The sequence below is a fragment of the Streptomyces sp. NPDC050560 genome (genome assembly GCF_044457285.1).
Classification (GTDB): Bacteria; Actinomycetota; Actinomycetes; order Streptomycetales; family Streptomycetaceae; genus Streptomyces.
This window is the reverse complement of record NZ_JBITGT010000012.1, coordinates 108,557-125,072: the sequence shown is the minus strand read 5'-3', so window position 1 is coordinate 125,072 and position 16,516 is coordinate 108,557. Positions and strand designations below refer to the sequence as shown.

At 71.7% G+C, this 16,516-nt stretch carries 22 protein-coding genes and 1 tRNA gene; 5 read left to right on the top strand and 18 right to left on the bottom strand.

What is annotated here, in order from left to right; all coding sequences use genetic code 11:
- Nucleotides 1-160: 160 nt before the first annotated feature.
- The 10 genes from ACIBIW_RS26775 to ACIBIW_RS26730 form a co-directional block, all read right to left on the bottom strand.
- Nucleotides 161-595 carry a hypothetical protein gene (locus ACIBIW_RS26775; protein ID WP_399339603.1) on the bottom strand — a complete coding sequence of 145 codons (435 nt, stop codon included), beginning with the start codon at nucleotides 593-595 and terminating at the stop codon, nucleotides 161-163.
- A gap of 234 nt (nucleotides 596-829) precedes the next feature.
- Nucleotides 830-3,019 (bottom strand): bifunctional DNA primase/polymerase, encoded by a 2,190-nt coding sequence (locus tag ACIBIW_RS26770; protein WP_399339601.1) that lies wholly within the window; start codon nucleotides 3,017-3,019, stop codon nucleotides 830-832.
- A 143-nt stretch (nucleotides 3,020-3,162) separates the two neighbouring features.
- A complete protein-coding gene (locus ACIBIW_RS26765) occupies nucleotides 3,163-3,384 on the bottom strand; it encodes a helix-turn-helix transcriptional regulator (protein ID WP_399339600.1) in 222 nt (73 codons plus the stop codon).
- Nucleotides 3,385-3,683: 299 nt separating this feature from the next.
- The gene (locus ACIBIW_RS26760; protein WP_399339599.1) at nucleotides 3,684-3,869 is read right to left on the bottom strand and encodes a hypothetical protein; all 186 of its coding nucleotides are present in this window, start codon (nucleotides 3,867-3,869) and stop codon (nucleotides 3,684-3,686) included.
- Entirely contained in the window at nucleotides 3,862-4,059 is a 198-nt protein-coding gene (locus ACIBIW_RS26755; protein ID WP_399339598.1) for a hypothetical protein, read from the bottom strand. The genes ACIBIW_RS26760 and ACIBIW_RS26755 overlap by 8 nt, the downstream gene beginning before the upstream one ends.
- Nucleotides 4,060-4,239: 180 nt before the next feature.
- Nucleotides 4,240-4,434: a hypothetical protein gene (locus tag ACIBIW_RS26750; RefSeq protein ID WP_114014993.1), complete on the bottom strand. Its 195-nt coding sequence runs from the start codon at nucleotides 4,432-4,434 to the stop codon at nucleotides 4,240-4,242.
- Nucleotides 4,431-4,628: a hypothetical protein gene (locus ACIBIW_RS26745; protein WP_399339597.1), complete on the bottom strand. Its 198-nt coding sequence runs from the start codon at nucleotides 4,626-4,628 to the stop codon at nucleotides 4,431-4,433. The genes ACIBIW_RS26750 and ACIBIW_RS26745 overlap by 4 nt, the downstream gene beginning before the upstream one ends.
- A gap of 28 nt (nucleotides 4,629-4,656) precedes the next feature.
- On the bottom strand, nucleotides 4,657-5,013 hold the full coding sequence (locus tag ACIBIW_RS26740; RefSeq protein ID WP_399339596.1) for a hypothetical protein: 357 nt from the start codon (nucleotides 5,011-5,013) through the stop codon (nucleotides 4,657-4,659).
- Nucleotides 5,014-5,015: 2 nt separating this feature from the next.
- Nucleotides 5,016-5,219, bottom strand: a complete 204-nt coding sequence (locus ACIBIW_RS26735) for a hypothetical protein (protein WP_399339595.1) — start codon at nucleotides 5,217-5,219, stop codon at nucleotides 5,016-5,018.
- Between the two features lies 1 nt (nucleotide 5,220).
- Nucleotides 5,221-5,487, bottom strand: coding sequence for a helix-turn-helix transcriptional regulator (locus tag ACIBIW_RS26730; RefSeq protein WP_399339593.1), 267 nt, complete (start codon nucleotides 5,485-5,487; stop codon nucleotides 5,221-5,223).
- 277 nt (nucleotides 5,488-5,764) lie between these two features.
- On the opposite strand from ACIBIW_RS26730, the gene ACIBIW_RS26725 reads away from it, so the two are divergent.
- Both ACIBIW_RS26725 and ACIBIW_RS26720 read left to right on the top strand, forming a co-directional pair.
- Nucleotides 5,765-6,127 carry a helix-turn-helix domain-containing protein gene (locus tag ACIBIW_RS26725; protein WP_399339592.1) on the top strand — a complete coding sequence of 121 codons (363 nt, stop codon included), beginning with the start codon at nucleotides 5,765-5,767 and terminating at the stop codon, nucleotides 6,125-6,127.
- Between the two features lie 2 nt (nucleotides 6,128-6,129).
- Nucleotides 6,130-7,386 (top strand): tyrosine-type recombinase/integrase, encoded by a 1,257-nt coding sequence (locus ACIBIW_RS26720; RefSeq protein ID WP_399339591.1) that lies wholly within the window; start codon nucleotides 6,130-6,132, stop codon nucleotides 7,384-7,386.
- A gap of 96 nt (nucleotides 7,387-7,482) precedes the next feature.
- On the opposite strand, the gene ACIBIW_RS26715 is transcribed toward ACIBIW_RS26720, so the two are convergent.
- Nucleotides 7,483-7,556 (bottom strand) — tRNA-Pro (locus tag ACIBIW_RS26715).
- A gap of 189 nt (nucleotides 7,557-7,745) precedes the next feature.
- Here ACIBIW_RS26715 and ACIBIW_RS26710 point away from each other — a divergent pair.
- Together ACIBIW_RS26710 and ACIBIW_RS26705 are read left to right on the top strand one after the other, a co-directional pair.
- Nucleotides 7,746-8,462, top strand: coding sequence for a transketolase (locus tag ACIBIW_RS26710; protein ID WP_399339590.1), 717 nt, complete (start codon nucleotides 7,746-7,748; stop codon nucleotides 8,460-8,462).
- 56 nt (nucleotides 8,463-8,518) lie between these two features.
- Entirely contained in the window at nucleotides 8,519-9,433 is a 915-nt protein-coding gene (locus ACIBIW_RS26705; RefSeq protein ID WP_399339589.1) for a transketolase family protein, read from the top strand.
- Nucleotides 9,434-9,469: 36 nt separating this feature from the next.
- Here the strand turns inward: ACIBIW_RS26705 and ACIBIW_RS26700 are convergent, their stop codons facing one another.
- The 7 genes from ACIBIW_RS26700 to ACIBIW_RS26670 form a co-directional block, all read right to left on the bottom strand.
- Nucleotides 9,470-10,819: an MFS transporter gene (locus tag ACIBIW_RS26700; RefSeq protein ID WP_399339588.1), complete on the bottom strand. Its 1,350-nt coding sequence runs from the start codon at nucleotides 10,817-10,819 to the stop codon at nucleotides 9,470-9,472.
- 69 nt (nucleotides 10,820-10,888) lie between these two features.
- Nucleotides 10,889-11,251, bottom strand: a complete 363-nt coding sequence (locus ACIBIW_RS26695; protein WP_399339587.1) for an MmcQ/YjbR family DNA-binding protein — start codon at nucleotides 11,249-11,251, stop codon at nucleotides 10,889-10,891.
- A 79-nt stretch (nucleotides 11,252-11,330) separates the two neighbouring features.
- Complete coding sequence (locus ACIBIW_RS26690) at nucleotides 11,331-11,879, bottom strand: GAF domain-containing protein (RefSeq protein WP_399339586.1); 549 nt, start codon at nucleotides 11,877-11,879, stop codon at nucleotides 11,331-11,333.
- Entirely contained in the window at nucleotides 11,876-12,475 is a 600-nt protein-coding gene (locus ACIBIW_RS26685) for a GTP-binding protein (RefSeq protein ID WP_399339585.1), read from the bottom strand. The genes ACIBIW_RS26690 and ACIBIW_RS26685 overlap by 4 nt, the downstream gene beginning before the upstream one ends.
- Nucleotides 12,453-12,824 carry a DUF742 domain-containing protein gene (locus ACIBIW_RS26680; RefSeq protein ID WP_399339584.1) on the bottom strand — a complete coding sequence of 124 codons (372 nt, stop codon included), beginning with the start codon at nucleotides 12,822-12,824 and terminating at the stop codon, nucleotides 12,453-12,455. Before ACIBIW_RS26680 ends, ACIBIW_RS26685 begins: the two co-directional genes overlap by 23 nt.
- A 2-nt stretch (nucleotides 12,825-12,826) precedes the next feature.
- Nucleotides 12,827-13,249: a roadblock/LC7 domain-containing protein gene (locus ACIBIW_RS26675; protein WP_399339583.1), complete on the bottom strand. Its 423-nt coding sequence runs from the start codon at nucleotides 13,247-13,249 to the stop codon at nucleotides 12,827-12,829.
- Between the two features lie 92 nt (nucleotides 13,250-13,341).
- Nucleotides 13,342-15,237, bottom strand: a complete 1,896-nt coding sequence (locus tag ACIBIW_RS26670) for an ATP-binding protein (RefSeq protein WP_399339582.1) — start codon at nucleotides 15,235-15,237, stop codon at nucleotides 13,342-13,344.
- 397 nt (nucleotides 15,238-15,634) lie between these two features.
- Between ACIBIW_RS26670 and ACIBIW_RS26665 the strand changes: the two genes are divergently transcribed.
- Entirely contained in the window at nucleotides 15,635-16,495 is an 861-nt protein-coding gene (locus ACIBIW_RS26665; protein ID WP_399339581.1) for a class I SAM-dependent methyltransferase, read from the top strand.
- The last annotated feature ends 21 nt before the right edge of the window (nucleotides 16,496-16,516 follow it).

The following is a 16,516-nucleotide window of genomic DNA, read 5'->3' as shown; positions in this document are numbered from 1 at the left end:
TCTCGGGCTCGAACAGGGAGTCCGTGATACGGAATCAAGTGCGCCTGGCGCCAAAGCCGCAGGTCAGGCACTTACGGTGGGTGCGTAAGGGGCCGATATCTCACAGCCGTCTCACATTCGGCCGCCGGAGGGGATCGTCAGGGGGCGTTTACACGCCCGGTCAGGCGGCGGGGTCGAGCCCCAGAGCGGTTGCCTGCTCGGGCGTCAGCTCCGTGAACTCACCCCGGGCGGCGGGCTCCATCAGGGCCGGATCGGTGACGTTGACGCCCCCGAGAGGGAGACGCGCACGAACCCCGGGGCTGAGCTGCCGCACGCGGACGCGGGCGCTCGGCTCATAGTCGCCACGGCCGAACTCGCCGTCCACGGCCTTCCGGTAATACTCCGAGGCGTTCGGGTGGGACTCGAAGAACTTCCGGTCCAGTCCGCTCGCGTACTCGGAGGCGCGGACGAAGAACTCGGCGCGGTTGTTCACGCCGCGCGCGGCTTCCTCCTCCTCCCGGATCTTCTGAGCCCGCATCTGCTCTTCGGTCACCGTGGGGGCGTCCTGGTCGATGACGCCGAACCGCCCCACCGTCGCCCCTGACTCGTTGCTCATGATCTTGCCTCTTCCGTGTCGTTGTTGATCTTGATCGGGAGGTTTCTGGAGGGGGGCCTTCTTCTAAGGCCCCCAGCCCCTCCGAAAACCCGGTTTCTAAACCCTCCGAAAACCCCTCTGACCTGCTGTTATGGGGTTTCTGAAGGGGGCGGTTTCTGGAGGGTTTCTGAAGGGGTTCGGGCCTCTTACCCCCCGAAAACCCCTCTGACCTGCGAGGGAGGTTTCTGAACCCCCTCACCCGTCCAGCTCGGGCTGAACCGGACCGGACGGGTTCTTGGGGGGCATCAGCAGCCGGTAGCGGTCCGTGGGCCGCCCGCCGGTGGCCGTCGAACCCGAGGCGCTGGTGTCCTTGCCGATCGCGCCGTCCTTGATCAGCGCACCGATGGCGACCTTGACCGCGTTCAAGCTGATCTTGCCCTTGAACCCGGCGTCCTGGAGCCACTGGTGAACCTCGTTCGCGTTGGACGCGCCGCTCTCCTCCAGAGCCTTGACGATCAGCTCCTTCACGTACTCCTTCCGGCCCTCGGCGGTGGCGACGCGCTTGTTCCACTCGGTCTCGCCCAACTGGTGAACGATCTCCGCGTCCTGGTCCCGCGAGAACGTCACCGCGATGCGCATCCCGGGCAAGGACCGGTAGTTCACGAACGCGGCCGTGCGGTCCTTCTGTCGCGAGGCGGGGCCGTTGTCCTTGCGCAAGATCAGTTCCGCCAGGCCGTCCTGCCCGGCCGCCGGAACCTGACGGCTCTTGATCTCGTACAGGGCGCCCTGGACGGCCTGCGACTTGCGGATGGAACCCGCCTGCCGCTCCTTGTTCTCGTGCCCCACGTGGTCAATGAAGACCCCGGCCGCGCCATGCACGGTGAAGGGCTTCAAGAACGCCGCGAGAGCCGTGTCCGTACCCTGCGGGTGGTTCACGTCCAGGCCGAGAGCGGAGACCGCCGGGGTGAGCGCGTCCAGCGTCACCAGAGCCGCACCCTTGACGATCTCCGGCGCCACGTCCTCCAGCTCGTGAGCGGCCCGCAGGACGACGAACCGGCCTTCCTTGACGGCCTGGCCCACGTCGGCCCCGGCGTTGTGCAGGCGGCGCAGGATGTCCCGCTGTGAGTTGTTGTCGAACTCCCAGTGGACGACGATCCCGCCCGTGTCCAAGGTGCGCGCCTGGATCTCGGCCATAGCCACGGACTTGCCAGTCCCGCCGTCCCCGAAGACACCGTTGATCTTGCCCTCGTAGAACAACCCGCCGTCATCGTCGGCCAGTTCGCCCACCGTCGGCTTGTCACCCTCGTCTCCGTCCAGGATGGCCTGCCAGGCGTCCGCCAGGGACTCCACGGCGGTCTCCTGCTCCTGCTCCCGGCGGAGCAGGCGGCGGGCGTCCTGATCGGCGCGCAGGCTCATCACGCGCTTCTGCGTGAGGGCTTCCAGCTCGTCGGCCTCGGACTCGGGGTGCTTGGCTGCTTCGGTGTCCCAGATGGACCGCGCCGTGGGCATCAGCCGGTCCTGCGGGTGGGGCTTGGCTGATAGGCCGTTGTCCGCCTGGAGCTGGTCCAGGTACCACGTCCAGGTGTGGCGCGGGGTGCGCCCCCATGCGTCCGCCGCGTGGTGGCCCGCCACCTTCGCCAGCCAGTCGTTCGAGCTGCGGAACGGGTCGTCCACCGGGAGCTTACGCAGCTCGGAGAGGGACATCCCGGCGCCGGTGTGGCTGGTGTGCTCCGTACCGCTGGTCCGGCTCTCCCCGGTGTGCAGCAGGGCAGCCACCCAGGCTTCCGGCAGCGCGGGGAAGTCTTCCGGGCCGGGCACCACACCGTCGTCCAGAAGGGCGCCGTCCAGGCCGTACCAGCGGTACTGACGCGAGATCTTCGAGTTGACCGAAGGCCACGCGTTTACACGCCGGTGGGTCTGCTGGATGACCTCGATCCCGGAGCCGTGGCCGAAGTCTGCGATCCACCGCTGACCCGCCGGGATACGGAAGATGCGGATGCCGCTCACCATGTCCTCGGGGCGGCGCGCGGTGCTGATGAACGTGTCCGGCAGCGGCCCGAGTTCGGCCTCCCACTCTGCGAGTGTGGCACCCCCGGTCTTGTCCCCGTAGGCGTCCACGTCGATACCGATCAAGGTGTCCGGCAGGATCAGCCCGAGGTTGCTGCTCCCGTTGTTCTGGCCCCACTCCTGGTAAGTGGATTCGCCGGGCAACTTCGCGCCCCGGCCGGAGAACGCCGACGGGACGCCGCCGCCGGGGAAGACGGGAACTACCGCCAGCCACCGGGCCGCGCGGTACTTGTCCATGCCCCGCAGGTACGGCTTCTTGGCGCTGTACCCCAGGAAGTCACCAGCGGCCGTCTGGGCGCCGTTGACGGTGTTGGCGGACTCCGGTGCCTCCGGCCCCTTTTCGGGGCCCTGAGCGCCACCGCCCTTGTGGTACTTCATGGCCTTCGGCTCGCATTCTCCGCTGCGCTCCAGGCCGGGTATCCTGGTATCAGCGGGTTGTTGGAACTGGATTGCGGCTTCGGCCGATGGGGATCATTGAGGCGGTATCGGGCTTGGGCCCCCGGTGCCGCCTTTCCTCTTGCTCAGGCGGACGCCGGGACGGTGGCGTTGGACTTCATCCACGCCTCTACGTCACTGCGGCGGTAACGCACCGGGCTGCGCCGGGAAGGACGCATCCGCGTGTAAACGGGGCCGTAGTCGGTGATCCGCCAGTACGAGAGCGTGGAGTAGGAGACGCCCAGCAGTTCGGCAACCTGCTTCGGGTTCAGCCACTCCTGCGTGGCGGGGATTTCGTTGGTGGTCATAGCTCCTGCTTCCCGAGTGGGGCGTTCGCTGGTGTTCACAATTCTTCATGAGCGCCTGCTATTTGATCCCCCGAGACGATCAACACCCCCGGAATTCCTGCTCTAATGCTGCTACAGGACCACGATGCCGGCTCACGGTTTCCGCAGGTCAGCGCGGTGCCCGAAGAAAGTCGGCAGCGAACGCGACTCGCTGACATAGAAGATGATGGAGCTTTACGGGGCCCAGTGAGCGCTACGCAAAGCCTGAGAATGCCGAAGGCCCCCACCGACGGAAGTCGGCAGGGGCCCAAGGGGAAGTGCTACGCGCCCTTCTGGCGGCCCTTCAGGTCCGCAGGGGTCCACGCCTCCCACAACTCCAGGAAGTGCTGCCAGAAGGCCGCCCAGGGGTCGTCAGGCGTTACCGTGGAGGGGCGCACCTCCTCCAGGTGGGTAAGGCGGTCGGGTGAATACGGCTTGTCCCCGGCCGCCTCTTCTTGCTTACTCATCACGGAACCCTCCGTCCGTTGTGGCGCGCACCGCGATGGTCGCGCGGAGTTCATTGACGGGCTGGCCGGTCTCCCGCGCCACCGCCTCGAAGTCGTTCTCGGAATCGCGGATGATCTCCGCGCCGTACTCCTCGTCCGTCTTCGACGCACGCCATTCACGGCCCATGCCCGCGCTGCTGACGATCTTCATTTCGATCCCTCCCAGAATGAGGTCTGTTGGACCTCGCCATGCCGGGCGAGAGGGAAATCCACCGTGAGGGAGAGCCGGTATCCTGGGGGCAGTAGATACCGGACTTCAGCGAGTCGGTGGGCTACTTCGTCAGTCGGAACGGCGCCTCGTGGAAGCGGCGCCGTTCCGGCGTTTCCGGGGTCAGGGCAGCGGCAGCACCGCGCAGTGCTCCGCGTGGTCCTGCGCCACCTCCAGGGCGCCGTCCTCGCGCCGCCCGTGGCCGCACCCCGAGCAGTCCCAGCGCGGCCCCTTCTCGTCCTCGGTGACGGTGACCCGAGCGTCCGTGTGGACGGCGCGGAACTCGGTCTGCTGCGGGGCGGTCTGCTGCTTCGTCATGCTGCACCTCCAGGTGCGTTGAAGGAGACGGCCAGGCACTCCCGGCCGTGGTGCTGCGCGGCGTGGTGCGGGTCGTCGGCGGCCTCCGACCGGCCGCAGCCGGAGCAGGCCCACCGGCCGCCCTGGACGCTCACACGGCCACCCATGCGGGTGCTGTAGCCGTCCGGGCTCTCGGGCTGCTTCGGGCCGCTCACGGAGCCGTCCACCGGCGTCCAGGACACGTCACACCGCCCGGCACTTCGCCGCGTGGGCCTCGGCGCGCTCGCGGGCCACGTCATCCCAGCCGTAGCCCAGTTCGTCGCGCTTCCCGCACCCGGCGCAGTGGTAGTACGAAACCTCCCCTTCGGCGGTGCGCGCCGTGGTGACGATGTTCCCGCCCACGGTGCGGTACTGCTTGCCGATGTGGTCGCCGCGCTCCGGCGCCCCCGAGACCTCGTGGTCACCGGCGGCGTTGGCCAGGTCGTACTGCCACTCGGCGTCGATCAGCTCGTACCGCTCCTCGCGGGTGATGTTGGCCAGGGGGCCTTCCTGCGCGGGGGCCGCCACGATCCGGCCGTCAGTGTCAGTCGCGTAGTTCATGTTCAGCTCCAGTGATCGAGCGGCAGGTAGCCGCTGGTGGTGGTGGTGCATCCGGCCGCGTGGGTGCGGCCGTTGTCTTCGCCCTGGCCGGTCGCCTCGCAGGACGAGCACGCCCAGCGGCGTTCACCGGTCTCGGGGTGAGTCGCCGTCTCCACCCGCCCGCCGCCGTCGGCGGTCAGGTAGAGGCGGGACTCCAGGGCGGCCACGTCAGGCCGCCTGGAGGGCCGCAGCGGGCGGGGTGGGGTCCGGGTTGCCGGTCTCCAGCAGGCGGACCAGGGAGGCGGTCACGAAGACCTTCCGGCCCGTCCCCACGGTCAGGTAGCGGACGGGGCACCGGCCGCTGCTCACGAGCCGGTAGAGCTGCGCTCGGGACACCCCGAGCGCCTGCGCGCACTGCACGGCGCTGTGCGTGGCGGGCCAGGTCTTGATCTCCGCCAGGGTCGGCGCGGCCTGCGTGTCGCTAGAGGTCCGCAATTGTCTCTCCCCCTCTAAATGAGTGCGGGAATTTCTCTCTGTGTCTCAAGAGTCTCACTCCCGGAGGGGTGCTCTCACCCTGCTTGAACTGCGCATACTGTAGATACGAGCCGGGTAACGGGGAGCTTGGCAGCTTGGCAGCTCCCTTGATCAGGGCCTTTAGTCGAGCGTAACGAGATGGCAAAACCTCACGGTGCAACATTGGGCGTGTAAACGCTCTAGATGCGGAAGGCGCATCGCCTTGATGCGAAGTTCGCATCAGTGCTACCTTGCTGCTATGCCCAAAACCACACGCCCCTGGGGCGAACTGACGAAGCAGGTCGCACGCACCGTGCGTGACCTGCGAGAACGACGCCAGTGGACGACCGACGACCTGTCCCGTCGGCTCACCGAAGCGGACTATCCGCTTGCGCAGTCCGGGGTGGCACGCCTGGAGAGCGGCGGGCGCCGGATCACCGTGGACGACCTGGAAGCCCTCGCAGCCGTCTTCGGCATCCACCCGACGGCCCTGCTCTCGTCCAACCCCCCACCGGCCGACCCGTGCGCGGCGTACGGCCACAGCTACGACAGTCGCAAGATCACCGGCCCCGGCCCGCGCACCTGCAACGACTGCGGCCACATCGAAGACCTGGAGGACTGACCATGCCCGACCCGATCAAGAAGCTGCCGCCCAACCGAAGAGGACAGATCAGGTACCGCGCCGTGATCGACATCGGTTACGAGCCGCAGACGGACAAGGCCACCGGCGAAGTGATCACCGACCCGGCCACCGGCGAGCCGAAGATGAAGCGGAAGCAGCTCACCATCACGAAGGACACCAAGACGGCGGTGAAGGACGAGCTGGCCCGCATCCGCCACCAGCGCAGCGCGGGCACGTACGTGGCCCCCGCGAAGATGACCGTCAGCGCCCTGCTGGACCTGTGGCTGAAGTCGGCCACGCGCGACGTGGAAGAGGCCACGGCCAGCAACTACGACAACGCCCTACGGCCCGTGCGGAAGTACCTCGGGCACAAGCCCGTCCAGGAGTTGAGCGAAGAGGACGTGGAAGCGTTCATCGACTGGATGGTCTCGGAGGGGCGCCAGCGCGGCGGCAAGCCTGGAACGGGCCTCGGCATCCGCTCGGTGCGCCTCACCCTTGGACGCCTGCGCTCGGCGCTGAACCTCGCGGTGCGGCGCGGCCTGGTGGTTCGCAACGTGGCGGAGCACGTGACGATCTCGAAGCAGGCCAAGGAGAAGGCGCAGAAGAACGCGGCCACGCACAAGCCGTGGAACGAGGAAGAGGTGAAGCGGTTCCTGGAGGGCATTCAGGGACACCGGTCCTACGCCCCCATGCTGCTCGCCCTGATCGCGGAGCGTCCGGCGGAAGTGTGCGGCGCCCGCTGGAGCCCGGACGTGGACCTGACGGTCGGGACGATCGCCGTCGGCACCAACACGCGGACGATCGTCTACGACCGCACGGCCGAGCGTGGCCAGCGGAACAAGGTGGTGGAGAAGGGCGCGAAGACCGAGGCCGGGAAGCGCACACTGCCCCTGCCGAAGCCGGTCCTGCGGGCGCTGAAGGCGTTCCGCGCCGCTCAGGCGGCGGAGAAGCTGGCCGCCGGGGAGGCGTACGAGGACAGCGGCTATGTGCTCGTGGACGACCTCGGGCGGCCGTGGAAGACGGACAAGCTCCGGCGTGAGGCGCACAAGCTGATGGCCACCACGGGCGTACGGAAGGTGCGGCTGTACGACGCGCGGCACGCCTGCCTGTCGTGGATGGCGAACAACGGGGTGCCGGACACGGTGGTCTCCGCGTGGGCCGGTCACTCGGACCTCGGGTTCACGAAGCGGACCTACGTGCACCCCGACCCGCAGTCGTTGAAGGCGGGTTCGGAGAAGCTGGCCGAACTGCTCGGCTGACCTTGATCAACAGCGTTCGTGAGATTTTGTGAGACGGCGCCCCTGGGAACGATCAAGAGGGGCCCCGAAGGACCCCTCTGACCTTGTACTTCACCGTCGGGACGACAGGATTTGAACCTGCGACCCCTTGACCCCCAGTCAAGTGCGCTACCAAGCTGCGCCACGTCCCGATGCCCGATGACCTGGGGTTTCCCCCGGGTGAACGCGCAAGAAAACAATACCGCACTCCGATCGGTGGTCGCGCACACCTTTTTCGGCCGGAGCGGGACCGGTGCGGGGACGGGGGCGGGACCTGCGCGGGGGCGGGTGCCGCGGGCGCCGCTTGACCTCAAGCGTGGTTGAGGTATCACGCTTGTCGTATGACGGCTACGACGGCGAAGACGACGGTGGACAGGCGGCAGTACGGGTACGAGGACCTGCCGCGGCTCATGGGGATGATGACGGGCGACGAGAAGCACGGGCCCGCGGCGACCTCGACCCTTGACGTGCTGTGGGTGCTCTACGACCGGGTGCTGCGGATCACCCCCGACACGGTCGACGACACGGAGCGTGACAGGTTCCTGCTCTCCAAGGGGCACGGGCCCATGGCGTACTACGCGGTGCTCGCGGCGAAGGGGTTCGTCCCGGTGGAATGGCTCGCGGGGTTCGGCTCGTACGACTCTCCGCTCGGGCACCACCCGGACAGGACGCTGGTGCCCGGCGCGGAGATCTCCAGCGGGTCGCTCGGGCACGGCCTGCCGATCGCGGTGGGCGCCGCGCTCGGGCTGCGGGCCCAGGGGTCGGGGGCCCGGGTGTGGGCGCTCATCGGGGACGCGGAGCTCGACGAGGGCAGCAACCACGAGGCCATCGCGTTCGCGGGGCCCGCGGGCCTCGACGGGCTCGGCGCCGTGGTGGTCGACAACTCCTCGTCCAGCCACCGCCGCGACGGCGGCATCGCACAGCGCTTCGCGGCGGGCGGCTGGGCCACGCTCACCGTGGACGGCCGCGACCACGACGCGCTGTACGAGGCGTTCACCGCGGAGCACCGGGGGCGTCCGCTCGCGGTGGTGGCCGGGGTCGAGCCGAAGGACGGCTGAGCCCGCACCGCACACGCCCCTCCCCCACCACGACGTTCCGAAAGGGAATGACCACCATGGACACCATGCGTGACCGCCTCGCGCCCGTGCTGAGCCGGCTGCTCGACGAGGACCCCAGGGTCGCGGTCGTGCTCGCCGAGATCGGCAAGGACGGCTTCACCGACGCCCTGCGCACCCACCCCGACCGTGTGCTCAACGTCGGCATCCGGGAGCAGTTGCTCGTCGGCACCGGCGCGGGGCTCGCGCTCACCGGAATGCGCCCCGTCCTGCACACCTTCGCCAGCTTCCTCGTGGAGCGGCCCTTCGAGCAGGTGAAGCTCGACTTCGGGCACCAGGGCCTCGGCGGCGTCCTGGTGAGCGCCGCCGCCTCCTTCGACTGGCCCGCGGGCGGCTTCACCCACATGTCGCCAGGGGACGTGGCCCTGATGAGCACCCTGGACGGCTGGACGATCCATGTGCCCGGCCACCCCGACGAGGCCGAGACCCTGCTGCGGCACGCGGTCGCGGCGGGCGACGACCGGGTCTACGTACGGCTCTCCCTCCAGTCCAACGCCACGGGCCTGCCGGTGGACGGGGCCAGGCTGCTTGCGGTGCGCGAGGGGCGGCGCGGTGTCGTCGTCGCGGTCGGGCCGATGCTGGACGCGGTGCTCGACGCCACCGAGGGCCTCGACGTGGCGGTGCGCTACGCCACGACCGTACGGCCGCTGGACGCCGGGGCGCTGCGGGCCGCGGTGCGCTCCGCGACGCCCGACGTGGTGCTGGTGGAGCCGTATCTCGCGGGCACCTCGACGGCTGCGGTCAACGACGCGCTCTCCGACGTCCCGCACCGGGTGCTCGGGCTGGGCGTGGCCAGGCCGGAACTGCGCAGGTACGGGCAGCTCGACGAGCACCTGGCCGCACACGGCCTCGACCGCGCGGCGCTGCGCGAGCGGATCGGCGGCTTCCTCGGCCTGCCGCCGTCCGGCGGCTGAGCTGGCCGCGTCCGCGGCCGCGCGGCGGCGGCCCGCTCAGTGCGGCTCGTGCGGGGCCAGGCCGGCGTCGGGGCGACCGGTGCCACGGGGGGCGGCGGGTGCGGGGCCGCCCGCGGCGGACACGGGCGGGTCGGCCCGTACCAGGTTGCGTATCGCGGGGACGCAGAGCAGGGTCGCGGCCACGATGAGGGTGACGACGGCGCCCGACAGCAGGACGCGGTCGGTCCCGAACACCCCGGCGGCGGGGCCCGCCAGGGCCTGGCCGACCGGCACCATGGCGAGGGAGCCCGCGACGTCGTAGGCGTGGATGCGGTTGAGGACGTCGGAGGGGACCTGGGTCTGGACCGTGGTCGCCCACATCACGCCCCAGAAGGCGTTGCCTATCCCGGCGACGGCCGCGCCCGCCACCATCACCGGCACCCCGAAGCCGCCGCCGACGACCGCGGGGAAGACGGCGAACAGGAACAGCGCGCTCGCCCCGGCGCGCAGCATCCTGCGGGGGCGCAGGGAGAGCGCCAGCAGGCCCCCGACGACGGTGCCCGCGCCGAGCGCCGAGTTCACGAGGCCGTACGAGCCCGCGCCGTGGCCGGTGATGACCTGGGTGGCGACGAGCGGTACGAGGGGTCCTGAGGCGCCGAGCATCAGCAGGCACCAGATGGCGATGACGCCCCACAGCCAGGTGCGGGAGCGGAACTCCCGCCAGCCGACCGCCAGATCGGTGCGGAAGCGCGCGGTGGGCGCGCCCGGGGCGCGCTCGGGCGGCAGCCGTACCAGCAGCAGGCCGAGGGCGCTGAGCGCGTAGGTGCCCGCGTGGGCGGCGAAGACGGCCCCCGGCGAGGCGAAGCCGACCAGGGCGCCCGCGAGGGCGGGCCCGGCGAGCTGGGCGCAGGACTCGGCGACGCGTATCGCGCCGTTGGCGGCCTGGACGTCGGCGGCGATACGGGGCACGGTGCTGGCGACGCCCGGCTGGAAGATGGCGGACGCGGCGCCGTTGACCGCGCCGATGACGCACATCTGCCAGAGCGCCACATGGTCGGTGAAGAAGAGCGCGGCGGCCGTCAACTGGCTGACCAGGCGCGTCAGATCGGCGCCGATCATCAGCTTGCGGGGGCTGAAGCGGTCCGCGAGCACACCGCCGAAGATGACGAGCCCCGCGAAGCAGGCCACCGAGGACGCCGTCGCTAGGCCCACGGCCCCGGCCCCGTACCCGTACTGGAGCAGTCCCGCGGCGAGGGCCACCGGGAGCATCGTCTCACCGAGCTTGGCGACGGCGCGCGCGGTGAAGAACGAGGTGAAGTTCCGCGACCAGAGGCGGCCAGAACCCCCGCCCAGCACGTCCTTGCCCCGCGGGCGCCCCCGCCCCGGCCGCCCGGCCGTCCTCATCATGCCCCTCCGCCCGCCGTCGTGCCGCACCGCGTGGATCATGCCACGGGGCGCGCGGCCCCCGCCGCCCCTTTACCGGTCGCCCGTGACCACCCCGAGGCCCGGGTGGGCCTCGACGAGCCGGGGCGGGGCGGCCTGGCGCCAGGAGTCGGCGAGGATGTCACGCAGCTCTGCCGTGCCGTCGAGGGCGGAGAGGCGGACCCTGATCCAGGCGAAGGCCGCCTCGTGGCCCGCTATCCAGAACTTGCCGGGCTCCGCGAGCACCAACTCGTCCCGCTCCTCGCGGGGGCAGCGCACGGCCATCGAGGTCTCGTCCTCCGGCAGGGTCGCGAACATCTTGCCCGCGACCCGGAACGTGGGCATGCTCCACGCGGTCTTCTCCGCCGTCTCGGGCAGGGCGAGGGCGGTACGGCGTACGTCGTCGGCATCCGGCATGGCAGAAACCGTAGCGGGCACCACTGACAGCGCCCCCGACAGAGCCGCCGACCGCCCACGGCGGGCGCCCGCGGCCGGTTCAGGGCGCCCCGTGCTCCAGGCGGTTGACGCGCTCGGCGAGTTCCGCGGCGAGGGTCTTGACGGTGGCGAGCCCCGCGGGCCCCCAGCGGCGCGGCCCGACGTCGAGGGCGCAGAGCGCGCCGAGGGCCATGCCGGTGTGGTCGATGAGGGGTGCGCCGAGGTAGGAGCGCATCCCGATGAGGTCGACGAGGGGGTTGCCCGCGAAGCGGGGGAAGTCGGTGACGTCGTCGAGGACGAGGGCGGTGCGGCGCACGACGACGTGCGGGCAGTAGCCGTGGTCCCTGCAGAGGCGGCGGTCGAGGCCGCCGTGGGCGCCGGGTCGGGTCTCCATCGGGGTGTGCAGGCCCGCGAAGTACTGGTCGTCCTCGGCGACGAAGGTGACCATCGCGTACGGGGCGCCGAGGAGCCCGGCGAGGTGGTGCGCGTAGGCGTCGAAGGCGGGCTCGGGGCGCCCGCCGATGCCGAGGCCGCGCAGCCTCCTGACGCGGGCGGGCGCGTCCTTGTCGACGGGGGTGAGCAGCAGGCGTCCTGGGAGGTCGAAACTCATGTGTGGGCTCCATGGCTCGGGGCGGCCTCGGGCGCGTGCGCCAGCAGATGGCGTACGAGGGTGACCAGGGTCTGGATGGCGGAGCTTGAGATGCGCGCGTCGACGGGCACGACGGGGACCCGGGGGTCGAGGTCGATGGCGGCGCGCACCTCCTCAGGGGGGTAGCGGTGGGCGCCGTCGAACTCGTTGACGGCGAGGATGAAGCCCATGCCGCGCTGCTCGAAGAAGTCGACGGCGGGGAAGCAGTCGGCGAGCCTGCGGGTGTCGGCGAGGACGACTGCGCCGAGCGCGCCCCTGGACAGCTCGTCCCAGAGGAACCAGAAGCGCTCCTGCCCCGGGGTGCCGAAGAGGTACAGGACGTGGTCGGAGTCGAGGGTGATGCGGCCGAAGTCCATGGCGACGGTGGTCTCGGCCTTCTGCTCGACGCCGTCGAGGCTGTCGGTGCCCTCGCTGACCGTGGTGAGCAGTTCCTCGGTGCTGAGCGGCGCGATCTCGCTGACGGCGCCGACAAAGGTCGTCTTGCCCGCCCCGAAGCCGCCCGCGACGAGGATCTTGAGCGCGGTGGGGAAGGAGTCAGAGCTGTCGTCGAAGTCCATCGAGCACTGCCTCCAGCAGCGACAAGTCGGTTGAGGGGTGGTCCACGGCGGGGGCCTGGGTGGTGAGGGCGCCGCAGTCGAGGAGGTCGCCGAGCACCACCTTGGCGACGGCGGCGGGCAGTCCCAGATGGCCCGCGACCTCGGCGACGGAGACGGGGGCGCCGCAGAGCGCGAGCGCCCTGTCGTGCTCGGGGCCGAGGTAGCCGAGGGGGGTGGCGCCGGTGACCCTGACCTGGGAGAGCAGGTCGAGGGCGGCGTTGGTCCTGGTCCTGCCGTTGCTGACGGCGAAGGGGCGGACCAGGCGCCCCGCGGCGTCGTCGAGCCAGGGCCCGTCCTGGGTGGTGGGCATCGTCAGCGCCTCAGCGCCGCGGGCCGCCTCGGGGCGGTCACCAGGAACGGCCGTACGCTCTTGACCAGCATCGCCATCTCGTAGCCGAGGACGGCGGCGTCCGCCTCGCGGCCCGCGAGCACGGCGAGGCAGGTGCCGGAGCCCGCGGTGGAGACGAAGAGCAGCGAGGAGTCGAGTTCCACGACGACCTGCCGCACCTCACCGCCGTCGCCGAAGCGGGCCCCCGCGCTGCGGCCGAGCGCGTAGAGCCCGGAGGCGAGTGCGGCCATGTGGTCCGCGGTGTCCTCGTCGAGGCCGTGGAGGGACTTGACGAGGCCGTCGCTGGAGAGGAGCACCGCGCTGCGGGTGTGCGGCACGCGCCGCACCAGGCCGCTCATCAGCCAGTTGAGGTCGGTGGCCCCGCCGGTCGGCGCGTTGCTCGCCATGGTCGATCGACTCCTTGGTCATGAAGGGCCGCGGGGCGCGGGGGCCCCGCGCGGTCGTGCGGTGGTGGGGGTCGGCCCGGCCCCCGCGGGGGTCAGCGGGCGTCATGGGCGGCGTCCTCGGGCGTGTCGTGCGGGGCGGTCTGCGGGTCGGTGCGGTCCGGCCCGTGGTCGGGCCGGGGGGCGGAGCGGGGGTCGTGGTCGGCGCCGCGGTCGTGGTCGGGGGGCGGGTCGTCCTCGGCGGGCTCCTCGGGGTGCGGGGCGGCGAGTTCGGCGAGGGTGACGCCGCGCTGGAAGGCGGCCATCAGTCCTGGGTCGTGGCCGACGTGCCCGTCACCGTCGCCGCCCGCACCCCCCGCGCCGTCTTCGGCGCCGCCCCAGGCCCCGTTTCTGAGCTGGGGCGCGAGGTGCTGCTGCGCGTGCCGCCTGGGCAGCGCGGGCCTGTCCGGCGGACCGTCGCCGACAAGGGTGTCGGCGGCAGGGGTGTCGGCGGCAGGGGGCGCGCCGTCGGGCGCGAGGACGCCGGGCGGGGGCGCGGGGACGGGCAGGGGGTGGTCGGGTACGGGGGCTTCGGGGGCGGGGCGGTCCGGTGCGGGGCGCCCGGGCCGTGGGTGGTCCGCCGGGGGTGCGGGGGAGCGGTCGGCGCGCGGGGCGCCGGGGGCGAGCGCGGGGAGCGCGGGGGCGCCTCCGGGCAGGGCGCCGCGCTCCCGTGCGCCCACTGCCTCGCGGTGGGCGGCGTGTTCCGCGCTGCCGTCGCTGCCGAGCAGTTCCCTGGGCAGCACGAGGACGGCCTGGACGCCGCCGTAGATGTTGCCGCCGAGGCGCACCGAGATGCCGTGCCTGCGGGCGAGTTGGGAGACCACGAACAGCCCGATGCGGCCGTCCTTGAGCAGCCCTCCGACGCTGGTGCGGCAGGGGTCGGCGAGCAGTGCGTTCATCCGCTCCTGCTCGCCCGCGGGCATGCCGAGTCCGCGGTCCTCGACCTCGATGGCGAGTCCCGAGGTGACCGGGTCGACCTTGAGCAGCACATGGGTGTGGGGCGCGGAGAACACGGTGGCGTTCTCGATGAGTTCGGCGAGCAGGTGCACCACGTCGGCGACGGCGTGGCCGTGCAGGGTGCCGTTGGTGGGCGGCACGAGCCGCACCCTGGAGTACTGCTCGACCTCGGCGGTGGCCGACCTCAGGACCTCGGTGACGGGTACGGGCCTGCTCCACTGGCGGCGGGAGACGGCGCCGCCGAGCACGGCCAGGTTCTCGGCGTGGCGGCGGGTGCGGGTCGCCAGGTGGTCGATGTGGAAGAGGCTCTTGAGCAGGTCGGGGTCCTCGATGGCGTCCTCGATCTCGTCGAGGAGCAGGATCTCCCGGTGCACGAGGGCCTGGAGGCGGTGCGCGAGGTGATTGAAGACCTCCATGGCCTGGGCGGGCGGCAGGGGCGCGCCAGGTCCTGGCCCGACGGGCTCGGCGGGGGTGCCGGCCCGGCGCACGGCGGCGAGCGCGGTGTCGTGGGCGCGGCGCAGCGCGTCGGCGAGCAGGTCGAGGTCGTCGGGCTCGTCGACGGGGGCGCCGCGGCCGTGGCGGCCCCGTACGGCGGGCGGCTCCTCGCCCCTGGCCAGGGCCTCGGCGACGCCGGTCAGGTCGTCGGCGCGGCGGACGGCGGTGCGGCGCAGGGCGACGATCCGGTCGCGGAAGGTCTTGGCGACGCGGTCGGCGGCGACGGCGGAGATGACGAGGCCCGCGAGGACCAGCGCGGCGGCGCCCGCGAGGACGACCCAGAGCGCGGGGTCGGGGCGGCGGCCCGTGGTGCGGACGGTGAAGAGGACGACGGCGCAGGAGCACAGGGCCATGGCGAGCGAGGGCAGCACCGCGAGCCTGAGCATCTGGGTGCGTATGTGGGCCTCGGGAAGCGGCAGCGCGAGGCGGCCTTGCGGCCTGCCGTGCCTGCCGCCCTCGCGGCGTTCGGCACCTGGGGAGGGTGCGCGGAGCTGGGGCATGGGTGTCCTTAACACGGGTCGTTCCTGCGGCGACTCACGGTAGTCGGATGGGTGTGTGCGGTGAGGCGGAGTCGGCGCACGCCACTCGCGGGGGCGAAGTGTCGAATGTATGTTCGTTATAGGGTGGCGCCGCCGGGACGTGCGGCCCCGCGGCCGGTGAACCGCCTCGCGGCGGCGGCACGCCCGGGATGGCCGGTTCACGCTCCAGCCAATCCGGTACGGGGCCGTCTACTGTCGGCTCTGGTCGCCGAGGCGGGGGCACGTCGGCACGCGGCGCCATCCAGACCAGCCGTCGTCCGTGAAGGAGACACGACATGGCCACCGAAGGGATCACCACGGTCCTCCCCCCGCCCCGCCGAGGCGAGGCCGCAGGTCACCGAGGGAACGGGGGCGGGCTGTGAGCGGCAGCGACACCCGGGTGGGCCCGGACGACACGGCGGTACGGGTGGCCCTCTGGCGGGCCCTGCACGTCCTGGTGGACGCGCCGCCGCATGTGCTCCACGACAAGGTCGGGCTCAGCATCGCGGACCCGGACCCCGGCTGGCGCGAGCGCGGCGACATGCATCCGGACGGCACCCGCGCCTTCCGGGCGGGCATCGTCGCACGGGCCCGTTTCGTCGAGGACCTGGCGGTGGAACGGGCCGCGCACGGCCTCACGCAGTACGTGCTGCTGGGCGCGGGGCTCGACACCTTCGCGCAGCGCAGGCCGGAAGCGGCGGCGGGGCTGCGGGTGTTCGAGGTCGACCGCCCCGGGCCGCAGGAGTGGAAGCGGCGGCGGCTCGACGAACTCGGCCTCGGCGTCCCCGGGTGGCTGCGGCTCGTGCCGGTGGACTTCGAGACCGACGGGGCGTGGTGGGAGCGGCTGACGGCCTCGGGGTTCGACCCCGGGATGCCCGCCGTGGTGGCGTCCACCGGCGTGAGCATGTATCTGACCAGGGAGGCCAACGCGGCCACGCTGCGTCAGCTCACCGCGCTCGCGCCGGGGTCCACGGTGGCCATGACGTTCCAGGAGCCGCTGGAGATGCTCGACCCCGGGATGCGGGTCGCGCGGCAGGCCGCGGAGCGCGGCGCCGCTGCGGCCGGCACCCCCTTCATCAGCTTCTTCACGCCCGAGGAGATCGTGGCGCTCGCCCTGGACGCCGGGTTCGGCGAGGCCCGCCATGTGTCGACGGATCTCCTGAACGAACGGTACTTCGCCGGACGGGCCGACGGGCTACGTACACCCAAGGGCGAGGAGATGCTGCTCGCCACCGTCTGACCCGGCCCTGTCCCGACTACC

Bases quoted from the DNA above. Each gene is read 5' to 3' on its own strand.
- ACIBIW_RS26775 (WP_399339603.1), bottom strand. From the start codon at position 595: ATGAGCAACGAGTCAGGGGCGACGGTGGGGCGGTTCGGCGTCATCGAC.
- ACIBIW_RS26770 (WP_399339601.1), bottom strand. From the start codon at position 3,019: ATGAAGTACCACAAGGGCGGTGGCGCTCAGGGCCCCGAAAAGGGGCCG.
- ACIBIW_RS26765 (WP_399339600.1), bottom strand. From the start codon at position 3,384: ATGACCACCAACGAAATCCCCGCCACGCAGGAGTGGCTGAACCCGAAG.
- ACIBIW_RS26760 (WP_399339599.1), bottom strand. From the start codon at position 3,869: ATGAGTAAGCAAGAAGAGGCGGCCGGGGACAAGCCGTATTCACCCGAC.
- ACIBIW_RS26755 (WP_399339598.1), bottom strand. From the start codon at position 4,059: ATGAAGATCGTCAGCAGCGCGGGCATGGGCCGTGAATGGCGTGCGTCG.
- ACIBIW_RS26750 (WP_114014993.1), bottom strand. From the start codon at position 4,434: ATGACGAAGCAGCAGACCGCCCCGCAGCAGACCGAGTTCCGCGCCGTC.
- ACIBIW_RS26740 (WP_399339596.1), bottom strand. From the start codon at position 5,013: ATGAACTACGCGACTGACACTGACGGCCGGATCGTGGCGGCCCCCGCG.
- ACIBIW_RS26725 (WP_399339592.1), top strand. From the start codon at position 5,765: ATGCCCAAAACCACACGCCCCTGGGGCGAACTGACGAAGCAGGTCGCA.
- ACIBIW_RS26720 (WP_399339591.1), top strand. From the start codon at position 6,130: ATGCCCGACCCGATCAAGAAGCTGCCGCCCAACCGAAGAGGACAGATC.
- ACIBIW_RS26710 (WP_399339590.1), top strand. From the start codon at position 7,746: ATGACGGCTACGACGGCGAAGACGACGGTGGACAGGCGGCAGTACGGG.
- ACIBIW_RS26705 (WP_399339589.1), top strand. From the start codon at position 8,519: ATGGACACCATGCGTGACCGCCTCGCGCCCGTGCTGAGCCGGCTGCTC.
- ACIBIW_RS26700 (WP_399339588.1), bottom strand. From the start codon at position 10,819: ATGATGAGGACGGCCGGGCGGCCGGGGCGGGGGCGCCCGCGGGGCAAG.
- ACIBIW_RS26695 (WP_399339587.1), bottom strand. From the start codon at position 11,251: ATGCCGGATGCCGACGACGTACGCCGTACCGCCCTCGCCCTGCCCGAG.
- ACIBIW_RS26690 (WP_399339586.1), bottom strand. From the start codon at position 11,879: ATGAGTTTCGACCTCCCAGGACGCCTGCTGCTCACCCCCGTCGACAAG.
- ACIBIW_RS26685 (WP_399339585.1), bottom strand. From the start codon at position 12,475: ATGGACTTCGACGACAGCTCTGACTCCTTCCCCACCGCGCTCAAGATC.
- ACIBIW_RS26680 (WP_399339584.1), bottom strand. From the start codon at position 12,824: ATGCCCACCACCCAGGACGGGCCCTGGCTCGACGACGCCGCGGGGCGC.
- ACIBIW_RS26675 (WP_399339583.1), bottom strand. From the start codon at position 13,249: ATGGCGAGCAACGCGCCGACCGGCGGGGCCACCGACCTCAACTGGCTG.
- ACIBIW_RS26670 (WP_399339582.1), bottom strand. From the start codon at position 15,237: ATGCCCCAGCTCCGCGCACCCTCCCCAGGTGCCGAACGCCGCGAGGGC.